This window comes from Orrella dioscoreae (assembly GCF_900089455.2).
In the GTDB taxonomy this organism is placed as follows: Bacteria; Pseudomonadota; Gammaproteobacteria; order Burkholderiales; family Burkholderiaceae_B; genus Orrella; species Orrella dioscoreae.
The window spans coordinates 2,762,337-2,778,413 of record NZ_LT907988.1; the positions used below are offsets into that span (position 1 = coordinate 2,762,337).

17 protein-coding genes and 1 tRNA gene are annotated in these 16,077 nt (G+C 67.2%); 5 read left to right on the forward strand and 13 right to left on the reverse strand.

The features are described 5' to 3' along the window. The first annotated feature begins 32 nt into the window (after window positions 1-32). Window positions 33-1,238, forward strand: coding sequence for a class C beta-lactamase (ampC, locus tag ODI_RS12930; RefSeq protein ID WP_067758566.1), 1,206 nt, complete (start codon window positions 33-35; stop codon window positions 1,236-1,238). Here ampC and ODI_RS22305 read toward each other — a convergent pair. Next, window positions 1,213-1,458, reverse strand: coding sequence for an AAA family ATPase (locus ODI_RS22305; RefSeq protein WP_067758563.1), 246 nt, complete (start codon window positions 1,456-1,458; stop codon window positions 1,213-1,215). The genes ampC and ODI_RS22305 overlap by 26 nt on opposite strands. Then, entirely contained in the window at window positions 1,455-2,003 is a 549-nt protein-coding gene (locus tag ODI_RS12940; protein WP_067758561.1) for a GNAT family N-acetyltransferase, read from the reverse strand. The genes ODI_RS22305 and ODI_RS12940 overlap by 4 nt, the downstream gene beginning before the upstream one ends. A gap of 175 nt (window positions 2,004-2,178) precedes the next feature. Between ODI_RS12940 and ODI_RS12945 the strand changes: the two genes are divergently transcribed. Further along, window positions 2,179-4,563, forward strand: coding sequence for a TonB-dependent receptor (locus ODI_RS12945; RefSeq protein ID WP_082985479.1), 2,385 nt, complete (start codon window positions 2,179-2,181; stop codon window positions 4,561-4,563). A gap of 41 nt (window positions 4,564-4,604) precedes the next feature. Here the strand turns inward: ODI_RS12945 and ODI_RS12950 are convergent, their stop codons facing one another. The 8 genes from ODI_RS12950 to thrS form a co-directional block, all read right to left on the reverse strand. Further along, on the reverse strand, window positions 4,605-5,648 hold the full coding sequence (locus tag ODI_RS12950) for a FecR family protein (RefSeq protein ID WP_082985478.1): 1,044 nt from the start codon (window positions 5,646-5,648) through the stop codon (window positions 4,605-4,607). Window positions 5,649-5,682: 34 nt separating this feature from the next. Next, window positions 5,683-6,183, reverse strand: coding sequence for an RNA polymerase sigma factor (locus ODI_RS12955; protein ID WP_067758559.1), 501 nt, complete (start codon window positions 6,181-6,183; stop codon window positions 5,683-5,685). 175 nt (window positions 6,184-6,358) lie between these two features. Then, window positions 6,359-8,089, reverse strand: coding sequence for a phosphoenolpyruvate--protein phosphotransferase (gene ptsP, locus ODI_RS12960; RefSeq protein WP_067758920.1), 1,731 nt, complete (start codon window positions 8,087-8,089; stop codon window positions 6,359-6,361). 88 nt (window positions 8,090-8,177) lie between these two features. Continuing rightward, window positions 8,178-8,447: an HPr family phosphocarrier protein gene (locus ODI_RS12965; RefSeq protein ID WP_067758556.1), complete on the reverse strand. Its 270-nt coding sequence runs from the start codon at window positions 8,445-8,447 to the stop codon at window positions 8,178-8,180. Between the two features lie 46 nt (window positions 8,448-8,493). Continuing rightward, window positions 8,494-8,892 (reverse strand): PTS sugar transporter subunit IIA, encoded by a 399-nt coding sequence (locus ODI_RS12970; RefSeq protein ID WP_067758554.1) that lies wholly within the window; start codon window positions 8,890-8,892, stop codon window positions 8,494-8,496. Further along, entirely contained in the window at window positions 8,889-9,860 is a 972-nt protein-coding gene (gene gshB, locus ODI_RS12975) for a glutathione synthase (protein ID WP_067758551.1), read from the reverse strand. Before gshB ends, ODI_RS12970 begins: the two co-directional genes overlap by 4 nt. A gap of 117 nt (window positions 9,861-9,977) precedes the next feature. Beyond that, complete coding sequence (gene infC, locus ODI_RS12980; protein WP_074046843.1) at window positions 9,978-10,535, reverse strand: translation initiation factor IF-3; 558 nt, start codon at window positions 10,533-10,535, stop codon at window positions 9,978-9,980. Between the two features lie 29 nt (window positions 10,536-10,564). Continuing rightward, the gene (gene thrS / locus ODI_RS12985) at window positions 10,565-12,520 is read right to left on the reverse strand and encodes a threonine--tRNA ligase (RefSeq protein ID WP_067758545.1); all 1,956 of its coding nucleotides are present in this window, start codon (window positions 12,518-12,520) and stop codon (window positions 10,565-10,567) included. Between the two features lie 498 nt (window positions 12,521-13,018). On the opposite strand from thrS, the gene ODI_RS12990 reads away from it, so the two are divergent. Beyond that, entirely contained in the window at window positions 13,019-13,399 is a 381-nt protein-coding gene (locus ODI_RS12990) for a hypothetical protein (RefSeq protein WP_231968051.1), read from the forward strand. Window positions 13,400-13,421: 22 nt separating this feature from the next. On the opposite strand, the gene ODI_RS12995 is transcribed toward ODI_RS12990, so the two are convergent. Further along, window positions 13,422-13,763 (reverse strand): DMT family protein, encoded by a 342-nt coding sequence (locus ODI_RS12995; protein ID WP_067758542.1) that lies wholly within the window; start codon window positions 13,761-13,763, stop codon window positions 13,422-13,424. Between the two features lie 148 nt (window positions 13,764-13,911). Between ODI_RS12995 and ODI_RS13000 the strand changes: the two genes are divergently transcribed. After that, window positions 13,912-14,577, forward strand: a complete 666-nt coding sequence (locus tag ODI_RS13000; protein ID WP_067758539.1) for a phosphoribosylanthranilate isomerase — start codon at window positions 13,912-13,914, stop codon at window positions 14,575-14,577. 100 nt (window positions 14,578-14,677) lie between these two features. After that, window positions 14,678-14,754 (forward strand) — tRNA-Val (locus ODI_RS13005). A 150-nt stretch (window positions 14,755-14,904) separates the two neighbouring features. On the opposite strand, the gene ODI_RS13010 is transcribed toward ODI_RS13005, so the two are convergent. Then, the gene (locus tag ODI_RS13010) at window positions 14,905-15,120 is read right to left on the reverse strand and encodes a hypothetical protein (RefSeq protein ID WP_067758536.1); all 216 of its coding nucleotides are present in this window, start codon (window positions 15,118-15,120) and stop codon (window positions 14,905-14,907) included. Window positions 15,121-15,270: 150 nt separating this feature from the next. Continuing rightward, window positions 15,271-16,062, reverse strand: a complete 792-nt coding sequence (gene truA, locus ODI_RS13015) for a tRNA pseudouridine(38-40) synthase TruA (protein WP_067758533.1) — start codon at window positions 16,060-16,062, stop codon at window positions 15,271-15,273. Between the last annotated feature and the right edge of the window lie 15 nt (window positions 16,063-16,077).

Consider the following 16,077-nt stretch of genomic DNA (forward strand, 5'->3'; position numbering starts at 1 on the left):
CGGGCGCGGGGTGAGCGGGTTATAAAACGCGGATGAAACCCAACAAGACTCCGCTTGCGGCGCTGGCCGCGGCCGTCGCCCTGCTCTTGCCCGCCCACCCGGCCGACGCCGCGGCGCCCGTCGCGCAACCCTCCCTGCACGCCGCCATCGGCAACGTGATCCGGCCGCTCATGGCGGCCAACGACATCCCCGGCATGGCGGTGGCCGTCAGCATCGACGGACGGCGCCACGTGTATGCCTACGGCTTCGCATCGAAGGCCGGCGGACTGCCGGTGGACGCCCGCACCCTGTTCGAGATCGGATCCGTCAGCAAGGTATTCACCGGCACCCTGGGCGCCTGGATGGCGGCACGCGGCAAGATTGCGCTCTCGGACTCGGCCCAGCGGCACTGGCCCGCGCTTGCCGGCGCCCCCATCGGCCAGGCCACCCTGCTCGACCTGGCCACCTACGCGGCGGGCGGCCTGCCCTTGCAGATCCCCGATGCGGTACGGGACGACGCGCAACTGCTGGCCTATTTCAGGAACTGGCAACCCGACTTCCCTGCCGGCACGCAACGCCTGTATTCCAATCCCAGCATCGGGCTGTTCGGCCGCCTTGCGGCGCAAGGCGGCAATGCCCGCTTCGACACGCTGATGACGCATTCGCTGCTCCCGGCGCTGGGCCTGCGAGACACGTTCCTGCGCGTGCCGGAACAGGACATGGGCCGCTACGCCGTGGGCGTGGCGCAGGATGCCCCGCGGGTACGCGTCTCGCCGGGTGCGCTGGATGCCGAGGCCTATGGCATCAAGACCACCGCGGGCGACCTGATCCGCCTGGTTCAACTGAGCATGGATGCGTCGGCGCTGGATCCCGCGCTGCGCCAGGCCCTGGCCATGACCCAGACGGGCTATTACCGCTACGGTGCAGTCCTGCAGGGCCTGGGCTGGGAGATCCATGACGCGCCGGTCACGCGGGACAAGGTGCTGGCGGGCAATACCGCGGCCATCGCCCTGGAACCCCAGGCCGTTGCGCGGATCGACCCGCCGCAAGCGCCGGCACCGGATCGCTACGTCAACAAGACGGGCTCGACCCGGGGGTTTGGCGCCTATGTAGCGTTCCTGCCCACGCAGAGAATCGGCGTCGTGTTGCTGGCCAACCGGAACTATCCCGTCCCGCAGCGCATCGAGGCCGCGTGGGCGATCCTGCAAGCCATCCAGGCGTCCCGTCCAGCCGCTACGCCCGCAACGCCGACAAAATGAAATCGGCGCGTGCCTGCACGCTGTCACGAGGCACGTCCGACGCCGCATAGCCCAGCGCCGGATAAACCCGGCACAGCCGGGCGTAATCTTGCACGGCGGCATCGACCACGGCATGGCCTCTTCGCGCCAGCTCGGCTAGCAGCGTGGATTTCCCGCCGCCCGAACAGCCCGTGACCACGACATGCCGCGACGCAGTCATGAGGCCTGCGCCGTCAGTCATGCGGCAGGCCGCGCACGTTGGAAATCCTCGGCCAGCAGCCCGTACAGGGCAGAATCCGAGATCTCTCCGTCCACGACCCAGCGCTCGCGCAGCAAGCCTTCCTGCTGGAAGCCCAGGCGCAGCAGCAGCTTGGCGCTGGCGGCATTGCGAGGGTCGATCTCGGCCTCCAGGCGACGCAAGCCTCGCACGGTGAAGAGATGCCTGATGAAGCCATCCAGCGCTTCCGTCATATAGCCCTTGCCTTGGGCCGACGCCGCCAGGTTGTAGCCGATCTCGCCGCGCCGGCTGTCCCGCTCGACGGCGAACAGCATGCAGGTGCCTACCAGCGCCCCGCTGTCACGCTCGCGGATGCCCAGCTTCCACAGCGTGCCGTCGGCCTGCGCGGCCTGATCCGCCACGATGGCGTCGCGCGCCTGAACCAGATCGGTCCACGGCGCATGGTTCCAGTAGCGCATGACGACGGGATCGGATTGGATGGCGAAGAGCGCTGCCGCGTCCTCTTCCAGGGTGAGCGGAGTCAGCAGCAGGCGTGCAGTTTCAAGCATGTCGGAACGGCGGGAAGGCGCGGGGGCACGGCGGTGCGTGCGGCACGGCCAAGGATAGCAGGCCGCCCCGGGACGACGGCGACGAGGCGCGACATGAGGATTTCGCCGTCTCGTACGTCAGGTCCATGGAGAGCCCTGTTTCCCACACCCTTTCCACCAAGAGGATTCCTGCTTCATGCAGACCACCACATCCGCATTCCGCTTGCGCCACGCCCCCGCGGCCCTGGCCCTCCTGATCGCCCTGGCGGGACCGCGCCCTGCCCTGGCCGATGCGCCGGTCCCCCTCGCGATCCCGGCGCAATCATTGGCATCGGCCCTGAATACCCTGGCCCGCCAGGCAAACCTGGAACTCAGCTTTCCCGCGCGCCTGGTGGCCGGCCTGCACGCACCCGCCGTGCACGGCACCCTGACGGCAAGCGAGGCCCTGGATCAATTGCTGGCCGGCAGCGGCCTGACCGCCGTGGTCGAGTCCGGGGTGGCGACGGTGCGGCCGGCCGCCCCCGAGGTCAGCACCCTGCAGGAAGTGGTGGTCACCGCCAGCGACCAGTCCGTCAACGCCCTCGCGCCCGCCTATGCGGGCGGCCAGGTGGCGACGGGCGTGCGGCTGGGCGTGCTGGGCAACACCAGCAACATGAAGGCGCCGTTCAGCACCACCAGCTACACCGCGGCCACCATCCGCGACCTGGAGGCCGGCACCATCGCCGACGCGGTCAACCGTGACCCCTCCGTGCGATACACCGTCCTGCCCGGCGGCAACGTGGACAACCTCAGCATCCGCGGTTTTCCCATCTGGGAAGGCAACTCCGGCGAAATCGCCTTCGACGGGATCTACGGCATCGCGCCGAACTACCGGGTGCGCACCGAGTACGTGGAACGCATCGAGGTCGTCAAAGGTCCTGGCGCGCTGCTCTTCGGCATGTCGCCCAACGGATCGGTGGGCGGGGTGATCAACGTGGCGCCCAAGCGCGCCAGCACGGACGTCAGCAGCCTGACCGGCAGTGTCGTCTCGGGTGGCCAATGGGGCACGCACGCCGACGTGGGGCGCCGCTTCGGAGACGAGGCGCAATTCGGCGTGCGCCTGAATGCCAGTTATTACAACGGCGATACGGCGGTGGACCACCAGTCCACGGAAGGCAATGTCGGGGCACTTGCGCTCGACTACGAAGGCACGCGCTTTCGCGCCACGCTGGACGTGCTGTCGCAGAACGAGCGGATAGACGGCACCGGGAGGCCGATCATGCCCACCGCGGGCCTGCCCATGCCCGAGGCGCCTGACGGCAGGCGCAATGTCACCCAGCCCTGGGAATGGTCGCGCAATCGCGAGCAGGCCACGCTGCTGCGCACCGAGTTCGATGTCAGCCCGCGCCTGTCGGTCTTTGCCAATGCAGGCCAGTCGCGCGCGAAAGTCTCGCGACTCTACGATTCGGCGCCAAGAATCACCGACGCGGCGGGCAACACCCTGGCTACGCCCACCTACGCCCGCTTCGACGTGGAACGCCACACCCTGGATGGCGGGCTGCGCGCGCGCTTCAAGACCGGCGCCGTGCAGCATGCCGTCACCTTGCAGGCCTCGCGCTACGAAGAAGACTTCCACCGCGCCCTCAACCCGGGGCAGAGCGTGCGCTCCAATCTCTACGATCCCATACTCTCGCCGCGCCAGCACGTGGCAAGGCCCTCCTTCCTGCCCCGCATCCACGACAACCGCAATACCAGCTTCGCACTGGTGGACACACTCTCGCTGCTGGACGAGCGACTGCAGATCTCCGCGGGTCTGCGGCGCCAGCGCATCGAATCGACCAACTACAACCCGCTGGGCACCGCGGCCGCCAACACCTACGATGAGAGCGTGACCACGCCTGCGCTGGGCATCGTGGTCGAGCCCGCATCGGGGTGGATCTTCTATGCCAACTACATCGAAGGCCTGAGCAAGGGGGACATCGCCCCGCCCGCCGCCCTGAACTACGGCGAAGTCCTGTCGCCCTACAAGAGCAAGCAATACGAATTGGGCACCAAGTACGACACCGGCCGCTACATGCTGACGGCCTCGGTGTTCCAGATCGACAAGCCCAGCGGCGGTATCCATGACGGCATCTATGCCGCGAACGGCGAGCAGCGCAATCGGGGGCTGGAACTCTACGGTTACGGGGAGGCGATGAAGGGGCTGCGGCTGCTGGGAGGGGTCACTTTCCTGGATGCCGAGCTCACACGCTCCCCCACCCCGGCCCTGCGCGGCAATCGTCCGATCGGCGTGGCCAAAATGCAGGCCAATCTGGGAGCGGAATGGGACGTGCCCGCCGCGCCTGGCCTCACGCTGCGTGCCGACCTGATCCATACCGGCCACCAATACGTCAACCAGGCCAACACCTTGCGCATCCCTTCGTGGACACGGCTGGACCTGGGGGTGCGCTATCTGACTACTGTTGCGAGCCGGGATCTTACTTTGCGGGCCACCATCCAGAACGTGGCGGGACGCGATTACTGGGCTGGCGTCACATCATGGGGCGCCGTCTCGTCCGGCAGTCCCCGCACCTACCTGCTGTCGGCGACGATGGACTTCTGACCCGCGTGCGCATGGCCTTGCACCAAAGGACGCAAGGCCGGCTACAGGGCCCGGATCTCGAACACGCCCGTGGCGCCTTGCTCCACCTGCACGGGAAGCTGCTGGGCCAGGGCAGCGAGAAATCCCGCAAGATTGCGCAGGCTGTAGCTGCCGCCCACCCGCCATGCCCCGATGGCGGGCTCCTTGATCACCGCGCCCGTGACACCGTAGCGGCCGAACTCTTCCAGCGCCTGCGCAAGCGGCGTGTCTTCGAAATCCAGCCGTCCCTCCCGCCAGAGCGCCGTTGCACCGGATGCGGGCGCCGGCACGACGCCGCTGCGGCCCGAGGCATCGAGCACATAAGCCTGCCCCACGGACAGGCTGACATCGCGCAGGCCGCTTTCACCCACCAGTTCCCGCCAGGCGGGCTGCGCGCGCCGCACGCGTACTCGCCCCGCTTCGACGACCACGCGCACGCCTCCGGCGTCCAGCCCGCTGCGGGTATGGCGCACCGTGAATTGCGTGCCCACGACCGCAATGCGCAAACCGCCCGCATGCACGACCAGAGGACGGGCGGGATCGGCCTGCACGGACAGCCAGCCCTGGCCTTCGTGCACCGTGATCTCCCTGCCGTGCTCGCCATAGCGCACGTCCACCTGCGTCTGCGTGTCCAGGACCAGTTGACTGCCGTCCGGCAGCACGATGGGCCTGATCTCGCCACGCGCCGTGGCAAGCCGCCACGGCGCGCCCAATCCGTCGTCGCGACCCTGCCACGCCAGCCAGCCGCCGCCCGCGACCACCGCCAAGCCGGCGGCGCCTGCGGCCGGCAGTCCGACACGCCGCAACCAGGCACGGCGCGCAGGCCTTGCGGCCGCGAGCTGTGTCCCTGACATGGCGCGCAGCCTGCGCGCGGTGTCCTGCATGGCCGATAGCGCCTCGGCATGCGCGGCATCCTCGCCCAGCCAGGCCTCGAATGCGGCACGCTCGCGCGCGTCCAGGCCGCGCTGCAGGCGCAGCGCCCAGCGCGCAGCCTCTGCGTCCGTGCCGGCAGGCATTTCGACGTCGGTGTGCCCGGTCGCGCGGGTTGCGCCATGACGCTTGCTCATCGTGCAGCCCAACCTCTCGGATGCCCGGGCCGGCTCACCCCCCGCCCCCCATCCGACGCTCGCAGGCACGGCAGGCCACCATGCCTCGCACCAGATGTTTTTCGACCATGCTGACGGACACCCCCATGCGCCGGGCGATTTCGACTTGCGGCAAGCCATCCAGCACGTGCAGCAGGAATGCCTCCCGGCAGCGGGGCGGCAAGGCCGCGATGGCGTCGAGGTAGGCCGTCACGGCCTGGCTGCTGCAAGCGGCCTGCTCGGGTTGGAAGGCTGCAGGCGCCATGGGTTGCTCTTCCTCGGTCAACCCGTCCAGGTTTGCGTACGGGCGCAAGTTCGCGCGCCGATGCTCGTCCACCAGCAGGTTGCGGGCGATGCGCCGCAACAGCGCGCCAGGCTGGCGCACGGCCTGCCCGCCTTGCTGCTGCAAGGCGAGAAAGCGCGCATAGGTTTCCTGGACGGCATCGCGCGCGGTATCGATGTCCCGCGTCAGCCGCCGGCAGAAACGAAGCAGATCCTGGTAATACTCTGAAGCCATGGCGGGTAAGCTCGAGACGGAAACGAAACCGCGGCTCCCAGCCTGGCGGTTCGCGCGTGCCGCCCGATGCAGGAAGGCACGGGCGGGCGCGATCCGCCATTATAGGGACGAGAATCACTTTCATTCCAGTTTCTGCGTGCTGCCCGCCTCGACCCGGCATGGCGCGCCACCCGTCCTAGGGCAGCTGCAAGGCGTCCGGGTCGATCGGCTGGGCACGGTTCAGCGCCGTCGCCACCTTCACCCGCAAGGCGTTGGAGTGCGCGCCGCGCACCTCGCGCTTCACGTCCAGCAACTGCTGCGGATGCATGGAGAACTCGGTCAGCCCCATGCCCAGCAACAGGCGCGTCAGGCGCGAATCGCCCGCCATTTCGCCGCACACGGCCACCGACTTGCCGGCCCGCTGGGCCGCGTTGATGGTGTTGGCGATCAGGCGCAGCACGGCCGGATGCAGGGGATCATAGAGATCCGCCACGTCGTGGTCGCCGCGATCGATGGCCAGCGTGTACTGGATCAGGTCGTTCGTGCCGATGGAGAAGAAGTCCAGCGCCTGCGCGAAGGGCTCGATGGCGATGGCGATGGCCGGCACTTCGACCATGGCGCCCAGCTCGATGTGCGCCGCATACGGCTCGCCGCGGGCATCCAGCTCGCGGCGCGCCGCGTCCAGCGCCGCGCGCGTGGCGCGCACCTCGTGCAGGTGCGCCACCATGGGCAGCAGGATGCGGATGTTGCCGTGCACCGATGCGCGCAGGATCGCGCGCAGCTGTGTGCCGAACATTTCCGGACGGGCCAGGCAATACCGGATGGCGCGCTGCCCCAAGGCGGGATTGGTGGCGACGGTAGTGTCGCCGTCCAGGGTCTTGTCGGCGCCCAGGTCCAGGGTGCGGATGGTGACGGGCAACCCGGCCATGGTCTTGGCGACCGAGGCGTAGGCGCGGTACTGCTCTTCCTCGCCTGGCAACTCGTCGCGCCCCATGAACAGGAATTCGCTGCGGAACAGGCCGATGCCCTTGGCGCCGGCGGCCAGCGCCACGGCGGCCTCTTCGGGCAATTCGATATTGGCGTTGAGCGAGATGTCGATGCCATCGAGCGTCACGGCCGGCTCGTTGCGCAGCAGTTCCAGTTCGGCCCGCTCACGCGCATAGGCGTCCTGCCGCGCGCGGTATTCGGCCAAGACGGCATCGGACGGATTCACCACCAGCGCGCCCGCCGAACCGTCGACGATGACGGTATCGCCATCGCGCAGCAGCGCGCGCGCCTTGCCCATCGCCACGATGGCAGGCACGCCCATGCTGCGCGCCACGATGGCCGTGTGCGAGGTGGCCCCGCCCAGGTCGGTGACGAAGGCGCTGAAGCGCCCGCCACGCAAGCGGATCATGTCGGCCGGGGAGATATCGTGGGCCACCACCACCAGGGGTTCGTCGCCCGGGGGCGGGTCATCCAGGCGCAGCATGGCCGGCGAGCCATGCAGCACGTCCAGCACGCGCTCGATCACCTGGCGCACGTCGGCGCCGCGCTCGCGCAGGTATTCGTCTTCCATGGCCGAGAACTGCTCGCCCAGGATCTGGCCTTGCGTGGTCAGCGCCCATTCGGCGTTGTAGTGCCGCTCTTCGATGAGCGACAGCGTCTGGCTGCTGAGCAGCGGGTCGGACATCAGCAGGCGATGCACGTTGAGCATCGCGGCCATCTCGCGTGGCGCGTCCTCGGGCAGGTGGTCGATGAGTTCGCCCAGCTCGTCGCTGGCTTCCTGCAGCGCGTTCGTCAGGCGCTCGGACTCGGCCGCCACGTCTTCCGCGGCAATGCGATAGTGCGCCACCTCGAGCGCCGTGGCGCCCATGACGACCGCCCGGCCGATGACGTAGCCGCGCGCCACGCCTTGCCCATAGAGGCACAGCGTGGGGCCCGGCATGACGCCAGGCAGCGGGCCATCCGACGGCAGCGCGGCGGTGAGGCCGGCCGCCAGGACGTCCTCGCGCAAGGCGGGCGAGCCGCCGGGCTTATTCGCCTTCGCCAAATCGGTCATTGAACAAGGCCTGGATATCGATCAGCGCCTGGTCGGCGTCCGCGCCGGCCGCGTCGACCGTGACAGTGAGCCCCATGCCCGCCGCCAGCATCATGACGCCCATGATGCTCTTGGCGTTCACGCGCTGCGCGCCCTTGGCGATGTGGATTTCGCTGCTGAACTTGCTGGCCAGCTGGGTCAGTTTGGCCGCCGCGCGCGCGTGCAGGCCCAGTTTATTGCTGATGACGATGTCGATGGAAGGCATGTTCGGGATAGTAAGGAGTTCCGGCGTTGAGCAGGCTTGCGCCGTGTCAACGATCGACGCACAGGACCGCTTGCGACGCGCCCGAAAGCGCCCGTTCGAGCACTTCGGCCAGCGGCCGGTCACGATAGTTCAGCGCCCGCAGCAGCATCGGCAGGTTCACGCCCGCCGCGAGGCTACAGGGCACGCCATCGGCGCGCGCGGTCTCGACGGCGCGGGTGGCGATGTTCGAGGGCGTCGCTCCCACCATGTCCGTCAGCACCAGCACGCCCTGCCCCTTGTTCGCGGCCTCGATGGCGGCAACCACGCGTGCGGCATCGGCCTCGACGTCTTGGTCGGCATGGATGTCGCACACGGCCAGCTCCAGCGCCGGTCCCATGACGTGGCCGGCGCAATTGGCCAGCGCACCGCCCAAGGGCTCGTGCATGACGAGAACGAGGCCGATCATGCGACGGCTCCCCGGTCCACCGCGCGTTCGAGCGCCTCGGCGAACATGGCGGCGACGTCGAAATCGGTCTGCTCGGTGATTTCCACGAAGCAGGTGGGGCTGGTGACGTTGATCTCGGTGACGTAGTCGCCGATCACGTCCAGGCCCACCAGCAGCAGGCCGCGCGCAGCCAGCTTGGGACCGATGGCGCGCGCGATCTGCTCGTCGCGCGCCGACAGCTTCTGCGCCACGCCCCGGCCGCCGGCGGCCAGGTTGCCGCGCGTTTCACCCGCCATGGGAATGCGCGCCAGGGCATACGGCACCGGCACGCCGCCGATGATCAGGATGCGCTTGTCGCCCTGCGTGATCTCGGGGATGTAGCGCTGCGCCATGATGCTGCGCGTGCCGTCATCGGTCAGCGTTTCGAGAATGGCGTTCAGGTTCGGCTCCTGCGTCCGCAGGCGGAAGATGCCCGTGCCGCCCATGCCGTCCAGCGGCTTGACGATGACGTCGCCGTGGCGGGCGTGGAATGCCTTCAGGCGCGCCATGTCGCGCGTGACCAGCGTGGGCGCGGCGAACTCGGAGAACTCGGTGATGGCGAGCTTCTCGGGATGATTGCGGATGGCGCTGCCCGCGTTGAACACGTTGGCGCCCTGCGCCTGGCCGTATTCCAGCAGGTGCGTGGCGTAGACGTATTCCATGTCGAACGGCGGGTCCTTGCGCATGACCACGGCGTCGAAAGCCTCGAGCGGCACGTCGTTGCGCTCGCCCGACTCGCGCCACCAGTCATGGCCGTGCAGGTCCGCGCCCTCGACCAGCGAGAAGCCCGTGGCCGCGGCCAGCACCTTGCCGTCCTCGGCATAGAGGTCGCCCTGCAGCGCATAGGACAGCGTGTGGCCACGCGCCACCAGGCCGCGCATCATGGCCACGGAACTGTCCTTGTAGGCCTTCAGACGCGGCAGCGGATCGATGATGAAGAGGACGTGCATGTGCAACCTGCAATCAACCTGGCGTTCCCGCAGCGCGCACGGGAACCGAAAAAAAGAAAAGCCGCGCCCAGCCTAAGCGGAGCGCGGCACGTGTACGGCGAGTGTCCGGCCAGCGGGTCAGGCGGCGTCGGACGGCTTGCCGCCGCCGGCGGGCGCTGCCTTCTTGCGCGGGGCCAGCACCATCACCATCTGGCGGCCTTCGAGCTTGGGCATGGCTTCGACCTGGCACAGCTCGGTCAGGTCGTCACGCACGCGCTCCAGCACGCGCATGCCCAGCTCCTGGTGAGCCATTTCGCGACCGCGGAACCGCAACGTCACCTTCGCCTTGTCGCCCTCTTCCAGGAAGCGGCGCAGGTTGCGCAGCTTGACCTGGTAATCGCCCTCATCCGTGGCCGGACGGAACTTCACTTCCTTGACCTGGATGATCTTCTGCTTGCCGCGGGCTTCGGCCTGGCGTTTCTGTTCCTGGTACTTGAACTTGCCGTAGTCCATCAAGCGGCAGACGGGCGGCTCGGCATTGGGCGCGATCTCGACCAGATCGACGTCGGCTTGTTCGGACAGGCGGAACGCATCGGCGATCTTCACGATACCGAGCTGTTCACCGTCCAGACCTATGAGGCGCACCTCGGGAACACGGATTTCACCATTGATGCGATTGGGCTTTTCGGTTGCGATGTTGACGACTCCTAAATATTGAGCAGATCTTACTGCTGGGAAGGCGGCTGCGGAGAAGGTTGTCCGCGGCGTTCGGCGACCTCCTGGGCGAGCCTGGCCGAGAAATCAGCCAGGGGCATGACGCCCAGGTCAAGACCGCCGCGCCCGCGGACGGCCACCGCACCGGCCTGGCGTTCTTTTTCGCCCACGACCAGAATGTACGGCACCTTCTGCAGACTGTGCTCTCGGATTTTATAAGTGATTTTTTCACCGCGCAAATCAGACTCGACCCTAAAGCCTTGTTTTTTCAGGCTTTGCGCAATTTCTTCAGCATAATCAGCGGCAGGTTCGGAAATACAACACACAACTGCCTGCACCGGAGCCAGCCAGGAAGGCATGGCGCCGGCGTGATTTTCGATCAGCATGCCGATGAAACGCTCGAGCGAACCCAGGATCGCACGGTGCAGCATGACGGGCGCGCGGCGCTGGTCGTTGGCGTCCACATACTCGGCGCCCAGGCGCACGGGCATGGAGAAATCGACCTGGATCGTGCCGCACTGCCAATGACGGCCGATGGCGTCCTTCAGCGTGTATTCGATCTTGGGGCCATAGAACGCGCCCTCGCCCGGGGAGATCTCGAACTCGCAGCCGGTGCGGCGCAGGCTTTCCATCAGCGCCTCTTCGGCCTTGTCCCAGACCGCGTCGTCGCCGATCCGTTTTTCAGGACGCGTGGCCACCTTGTACAGCACGTCGGTGAAGCCGAAATCGGCATAGACCTTCTGGAGCAGCGCCGTGAAGGCCGCGCACTCGTCCTGCAGCTGGTCTTCGGTACAGAAGACGTGGCCGTCGTCCTGCGTGAAGCCGCGCACGCGCATCATGCCGTGCAGCGAACCCGAGGGTTCGTTGCGATGGCACTGGCCGAACTCGCCATAGCGCAGCGGCAGGTCGCGATAGGAATGCAGGCCGGCATTGAAGATCTGCACGTGGCCCGGACAGTTCATGGGCTTCAGGCCATAGACGCGGTTCTCGGACTCCGTCGTGAACATGTTCTCGCGGTAATTGTCCCAGTGGCCGGTCTTCTTCCACAGCGAAAGGTCCAGGATCTGCGGCGCCTTGACCTCCTGGTAGCCGTTGTCGCGGAAGACCGCGCGCATGTACTGCTCGACCTGCTGCCACAGGGTCCAGCCCTTGGGATGCCAGAAGATCAGGCCCGGGCCTTCTTCCTGCATGTGGAAGAGATCCAGTTCGCGGCCCAGCTTGCGGTGGTCGCGGCGCTCGGCCTCCTCCAGCATGTGCAGGTAGGCGTCCTGGTCTTCCTTGGTCGCCCAGGCCGTGCCGTAGATGCGCTGGAGCATCTCGTTGTTGCTGTCGCCGCGCCAGTAGGCGCCGGCCACCTTCATCAACTTGAAGACCTTCAGCTTGCCCGTGGACGGCACGTGCGGGCCGCGGCACAGGTCGATGAACTTGCCTTCGCGGTACAGGCTGATGATCTGGTCCTGCGGGATCGAGGAAATGATCTCTGCCTTGTAGTCCTCGCCGATGCCCTTGAAGAACGTGACCGCGTCGTCGCGGCGCCATTCTTCACGCGTGACCTGCTCGTCCTTCTTGGCGAGCTCGGCCATCTTCTTCTCGATGGCCTGGAGGTCTTCGGGCGTGAAGGGACGCTTGTACGAAAAGTCGTAGTAGAACCCGTTGTCGATGACCGGGCCGATGGTGACCTGGGCGTCGGGGAACAGCTCCTTCACGGCGTAGGCCAGCAAGTGGGCCGTCGAATGGCGGATCAGGTCCAGGCCGTCGGCATCCTTGGCCGTCACGATGCCCAGTTGCACGTCCTGCTCGATGCGATAGGACGTGTCGACCAGCCGGGGCTCGCCGCCCGCCTGCGTGACGCGTCCGCCCAGCGCGGCGCGCGCCAGGCCCGTGCCGATGGACTGCGCCACCTCGGCCACGGTCACCGGACCGGGAAACTCACGCTGCGAACCGTCGGGCAGGGTGATCTGTACCATTGAAGCCATCCTGAAGTGCTGAAAGTAAACGATGCAAAAGAAAAACGCGGCCCTGGTGGCCGCGTTGATCGGGTTGACTGGAGTTTGCTGCGCACTTGCGTGCGGCCGAACACGACGAAACCAACGCGGCTAGGGGCGAGGACTTCCAGTCGTAGTTCGAGTAGCAAGCATCATGCGGGTATTCGTGAAAATGCGGTGACGCACATGTCGGGGTGATCACGCGGCAGCGCGAAAAACACGCTGCCAAGGTGTCTTGATGGACCCCACCAATCCTTGGAGTGTATCACCCTTCCCCGCCGCGCTTCGTCATGCGTGGCGCCACGCCGACAGTGCGTGACGGGCGTCGGCGCGCAATATCCCCTTGCATCCGGACAAGGTAGCTCGCGGACTTTCCGGCGTGCCGCCACTACCATGAAGTAGTTTCCACCCCTTGCGCGCCGCGCCGGCGCCTGCCTCGCCAGGCGCCTGGCCGACGACGTGCCCTGCCAGGAGAGACCCATGCCCAAGACGACGCACAGCCAGGATCCGCTGAAGAGCCCCGGCGATCCGCGCCCCGAACCCGCGCCCGCGCCGGGCGACCCCACGGGCCCGGACGCGCCGCCGCCCCGCCCCGAGGCCATCAAGAAGCCCGCGACGGGCGGCTCCTCAGGCTCGGGCAACGCCATCCAGGCCGCCGGCACGTCCGCGCTGCAAGGCAAGATCCTGCCGCCCAGCAGCCCGGTCGAGGTGCCCCGCCTGCCGCCCAAGCCCACGGCGGACACGCCGGACGAAGCCCGCAATTACGGACAGCCCCGGGTGGACGGCAGGAACAACGACAACTGGGCCGACAGCGTCAAGCCCAAACCCGACGCCAAGCACGCGCGCACGCATCTGCCCTGAGGCACGACGGGGCGGCTCAACATCAGAGCGGCCCCTTGAAGACGAAAAATGCGCCCAGCGCAATGAAGGCAAAGCCCACGGCATGGTTCAGCGTGAGGCTTTCCTTCAGGTAGAAGACCGAGAACACCGCGAACACCACCAGCGTGATGACCTCCTGCATGGTCTTCAGCTCGGCGGCGCTATAGACCGCATGCCCCAGGCGGTTGGCCGGCACGGCCAGGCAGTACTCCACCAGCGCGATCATCCAGCTGATGAAAATGACCTTGGCAAGCGGACTGTTGGGAAACTTCAGGTGCCCATACCAGGCGAAGGTCATGAAGACATTGGACAGGACGAGCAGGCCGATGGGCAGGAACTTGTGCATGGGGACACGCGCGAAAAGACAGGAATGACGGCCTGATTGCCGGGAAGGCGCCCAGCTTACGCCTGGCGCCTCGCAGCCGCCAGCGGCAAGCCCCTGCCGGGAATGCGGCCATCCTTGCGAGCCCATCCCCCGTCGCTACAATTCCCGGATGAGAACCCGAATCAAGATCTGCGGCCTGACCCGCGAAGACGACCTGCTGGCGGCCGCCGACGCCGGCGCCGATGCCTTGGGCATGGTCTTCTATGCAGGCAGCAAGCGCTGCGTGGACGTGGCCCAGGCCGCGCGCCTGCGGCGCCTGGCGCCCTCCTTCGTCAGCGTGGTGGCCCTCTTCGTCAACCCCTCGCCCGACGACGTGCAACGGGTGCTGGACGAGGTCGGCCCGGACCTGCTGCAGTTCCATGGCGACGAAACGCCCGAGGCGTGCGAACGCTACGCACACCCTTACCTGCGCGCGTTCCGCGTGGGCGGCCCCACGCTGCAGACGCAGGACGACATCGCGCAGGCCTGCGAGCAGTATGCCGGGGCGCAAGGCTGGCTCTTCGACAGCTACAGCTCCGGCTATGGCGGCAGCGGCCTCGCCTTCGACCACACGCTGCTCAACGGCGTGCCGGCCACGAAGCGCCGTGCCGTCGTGCTGTCTGGCGGCCTGAAGGCCGAGAACGTGGAAGCGGCCGCCATGCACGTGCGCCCGTGGGCGGTTGACGTCAGCAGCGGCGTGGAAAGCGCGCCGGGCATCAAGTCGGCCGGGCGCATCCAGGAATTCGTTGCCGCAGTACGCGCCGCGGATGCCCGGCTGACGGCGCTGGCGGGGTGATGCAGGCGGGTGCGCGTCCGCCCGCTACACCCTTCCTGACATTTTTTCGTCACGCGTTTGACAAGCCCTGATTTTCCATATTAGAATCTCGTTTCTCTGCAGGCGGTTAGCTCAGCTGGTTAGAGCGCCACGTTGACATCGTGGAGGTCGTTGGTTCGATTCCAATACCGCCTACCAAAATGTCTGCAGGGGCTTGAAGCGTCATGCAAGACGCATAAGACCCATCAAGCCAGTGCAAAAAAAGCCGCGAAGCCCTTTGGACTTCGCGGCTTTTTTCTTTTCCGGCCCTGTCCTTCGATACCGCGCTTGCAAGGCCGGGCGGGGTACTCAGGCGCCTTGTGGCGGCTCGTGCCGCGCATTGATGCCCTGTGCCAGCTTCTCTCCGGCTCGGCGCGCCTCGTCCGGCGTGTCGTATTCGTTGGTGTGCAGTACCTGCGCTTCGGGCTTGCCGCTTTCCGCGTTGACCAGGCCGCCCACGTCGACACGGGCCTTGTATGTGCCGCCCGCCGTGGGTTCGATCGTGACATTCACCTGTACGCTCATTGTGAGTCCTCCTTCAATACGAAGGCTCATGGTACCCCTGCGCACTTGCAATGGCACACGCGGCTAACACCTGCGGACAACTGATGCGTTCGCTTGCAAAGCCGTGAGGAAGGTCGAACCGGGATCAAGCGAAGCGCCGGCGAGAAACGCCTAGACCGCCCAGGGCAGGAAGCGCGAGCCATCCGTCGAGGGCAGGCCGAAGTGCTCGGGATATTCGACGGCAGTCAGGTACAGCCCGTCGGGCGCGAAGGTCGGCGCGGCACGGCGGCGGTCGCGCAAGGCAAGCAACTCGCCCATGAAGGACACGGGCTGCCTGCCCTGCCCGATCTGCAGTAACTGCCCGACGATGTTGCGCACCATGTGGTGCAGGAAGGCATTGGCGCGCAGCTGGAAGACGATCAGCGAACCGTGCCGCGTGATGTCCAGCCGGTGCATGACACGCACCGGATGCGCCGCCTGGCATTGCGAGGAGCGGAAGCTGCTGAAGTCCTGCTCGCCCAGCAAGGCCGTCGCGGCGTCGCGCATGGCATCGACCTCCAGCGGCTGGAAGCACCAGCCCGCCCGGCCCTGCCACAGCGGCACGGGTGCGCGCTCGTTCCACAGCAGATAGGTGTAGGCGCGCGCCGTGGCGGAAAAGCGGGCGTGGAAGCTGTCATCGACAGGCTGCGCCCACTGGATGCCGATGCTGTCCGGCAGATAGCGGTTCAGCCCCCGCACCCAGGATTCCATGCGCCGGTCCAGCGCGGTGTCCAGGTGGACCACCTGCATGGCGGCATGCACGCCGGTGTCGGTGCGGCCGGCGCACATGACCTGCATGGGCGCCCCCGTGAATTGGGCCAGCGCGGCATGCAGGCTGTCCTGCACGGTCTGGCCGTGGGGCTGGGTTTGCCAGCCCTGCCAGGCCGAGCCGTCGTACGAGAGGCCCAGGGCAATGCGGGGCATGGCGGAAAACCTGTG